The sequence below is a fragment of the Actinomadura sp. NPDC048032 genome, from assembly GCF_040653175.1.
Taxonomy (GTDB): domain Bacteria; phylum Actinomycetota; class Actinomycetes; order Streptosporangiales; family Streptosporangiaceae; genus Spirillospora; species Spirillospora verrucosospora.
This window is the reverse complement of the sequence record NZ_JBEZJP010000686.1, coordinates 1-2548: the sequence shown is the minus strand read 5'-3', so window position 1 is coordinate 2548 and position 2548 is coordinate 1. Positions and strand designations below refer to the sequence as shown.

At 71.8% G+C, this 2548-nt stretch carries 3 protein-coding genes; all 3 read left to right on the top strand.

Annotation, left to right across the window (positions count from 1 at the left end; all coding sequences use genetic code 11):
* Positions 1–220: hypothetical protein (locus AB0C69_RS41045; RefSeq protein ID WP_360362051.1), on the top strand; the 220-nt coding region annotated here is incomplete at its 5' end.
* A 36-nt stretch (positions 221–256) separates the two neighbouring features.
* Complete coding sequence (locus tag AB0C69_RS41040; RefSeq protein ID WP_360362048.1) at positions 257–1780, top strand: M1 family metallopeptidase; 1524 nt, start codon at positions 257–259, stop codon at positions 1778–1780.
* A 104-nt stretch (positions 1781–1884) separates the two neighbouring features.
* A partial coding sequence (locus AB0C69_RS41035) for an ABC-2 family transporter protein (protein ID WP_360362045.1) occupies positions 1885–2548 on the top strand: 664 nt, incomplete at its 3' end.

Genomic DNA, 2548 nt, shown 5'->3' with positions numbered 1-2548 from the left:
TTCGCGCGCCGATCTGTACGTCCTGCGGCCGACCGGCAAGAGCCTGCCGGCCGCCGGGGCCCGCGCCGACCGGTTCGCCACCGCCATCTACACCCGCGGGGGCCTTACGGCGTCCCGGCACAACCCGCGCCGTCCCTCTCACCACCCTCGTGCGTCCCTCACGTTCCGGCCACATTCGGCAATGGATCTCGACAAACGCCGCCGCGCGGGCGCATCGTGAGCCCCGCTAGTCGATCTCTCTGAGAGAGGACCCCTGATGGCGCGTGACCCCCGGTTCATCCGGTCCCGGGCGATCCCCGGCCGGATGCTTCCGCTCGCCGTCGCCGCGGTGAGCGTCGTCGCGCTCGCGCTCGCGCCCGCCGCCTCCGCGGACGGGCAGGGCCAGTACGGGCGCTTCACCCCCGGCGCCCCCGGCGTCGGCGACTCCTACTTCCCGCTGGAGGGCAACGGCGGCTACGACGTCCGCCACTACTCGCTGGACCTGCGCTACGACCCCGACTACGACCAGCTCGACGGCACCGTGACCGTGACCGCGCGCGCCACCCAGAACCTGTCGCGGTTCGACCTCGACCTGTCCGGGATGGACGTCGACAAGGTCTGGGTCGACCGCGGCCAGGCCCGCTACCAGCGGCGCGGCCAGGAGCTGGTCATCACGCCCCGGCACGGGCTGCGCAAGGGCCGGACCTTCACCGCGGTCATCAGGTACGGCGGCGTGCCGCAGACCATCGTGGGCTCGCCGATCGTCTTCGGGTCCCCCTACGGCTTCCTGCACACCCCCGACGGCGCGTTCGTCGGCGGCGAGCCGAACGGCGCCAGCACCTGGTTCCCCGTCAACGACCACCCGAGCGACAAGGCCACCTACGACTACACGATCACGGTGCCGAAGGGCCTGACGGCCGTCGCCAACGGCCGCCCGGCGGGGCACCGCTCCGCCGTCGCGGGCTTCAGCCGCCGCGTGTCCAAGACCCCCGCCGAGGTCTTCAAGTGGCGCGAGGACAGCCCGATGGCCAGCTACCTCACCACGATCGACATCGGCAGGTGGGACGTGAAGCAGGGCCGGACGCCGCGCGGCGTCCCCAACTACACGGCCGTCGACCCCGAGCTGCTCGCCGCCCAGCCGGACGCGGTGAGCTTCTTCTACGACACCACCAGCGAGGTCACCGACCTCTGGTCCAAGACGTTCGGGGAGTACGCGTTCGGCAGCACCGGCGCGATCGCCGACGACGCCCGCTTCAACGGCCAGCCGCTCGGGTTCTCCCTGGAGACGCAGAGCAAGCCCGTGTACTCGGCCGTGCGGAGCACCGGCACGATCGCGCACGAGCTGGCGCACCAGTGGTACGGCGACGCGGTCTCGCCCGCGCGGTGGAAGGACGTCTGGCTGAACGAGAGCTTCGCCACCTGGGCCGCGTGGTACTACACCGAGGTGCACGGCGGCCGTTCCGTGCACGACGCGGCCCGCGCCACCTACGCCGCCCGCCCGTTCCCCGACGCGGCGGGACGCCCGTACTGGTCGGTGCTGACCGCCGACCCGCAGCGCGACACCATGTTCAACGACCGCGTGTACAGCGGCGGCGGAATGATGCTGCAGTTCCTCCGGGAGAAGATCGGTGACGACAGGTTCTTCACCCTGCTCCGGACGTGGTACGCGCAGCACAAGTACGGCAACGCCAGGACCGAGCAGTTCACGGCGCTGGCGCAGCGGGTCGCCGGGCAGGACCTGAGCGGGTTCTTCAAGGACTGGCTCTACTCCCCCGTCAAGCCCGAGATCCCGCAGGGCTGAGCTCGTCCCGCACGTGGACCGGCCCCCGGCGCGACCCGCCGGGGGCCCGTCTATGTGCGAAAGTACGTGGTCGCGGGTGGGGCGCCCGTCTAGGCTTCCGGCAAGTGGGCGTCCTTCCGTGGGTGTGGTGGTACGGGTTCCGCCGTCACACCGCCTATCCGCTCGGGTCCCTGACCGAGTCGCTCACCAACATGATGTTCGGCTTCCTGCGCGCCTACGTTCTGCTGGCGCTGTGGGAGGTCCGGCCGTCGCTCGGCGGGTACACGGCCGCCGACGCCGTGACCTTCTGCTTCGTCACCCAGGCGCTGATCGGGCCGGTGCAGATCTTCGGCGGGATGGAGCTGACCGAGCGCATCCGCAACGGCGACGTCGCGATCGACCTGCACCGCCCCGCCGGGCTGCAGAGCTGGTGGCTGGCCCACGACCTCGGCCGCGCCGCGAGCTCGCTGGTGCTGCGCTCGGGACCGCCGCTGCTGGCGGGCGCCCTGGCGTTCCCGTTCCGGTGGCCGGGTCCGGCGCACCTGGCCGCGTTCGCGGTGGCGCTGGTCCTGGCGACGGTGGTGAGCTTCGGGCTGCGCTACCTGGTGGCGATGGGGATGTTCTGGCTGCACGACGACCGGGGCCTGAGCGCCGTCACGCTCGTGATGTCGCTGTTCTTCTCCGGGATGATCCTGCCGCTCGTCGTGTTCCCCGGGCGGCTCGGCCGGACCGCCGAGCTCCTGCCGTGGGCGGCGCAGATCCAGGTGCCGGCGGACGTGTTCCTCGGCC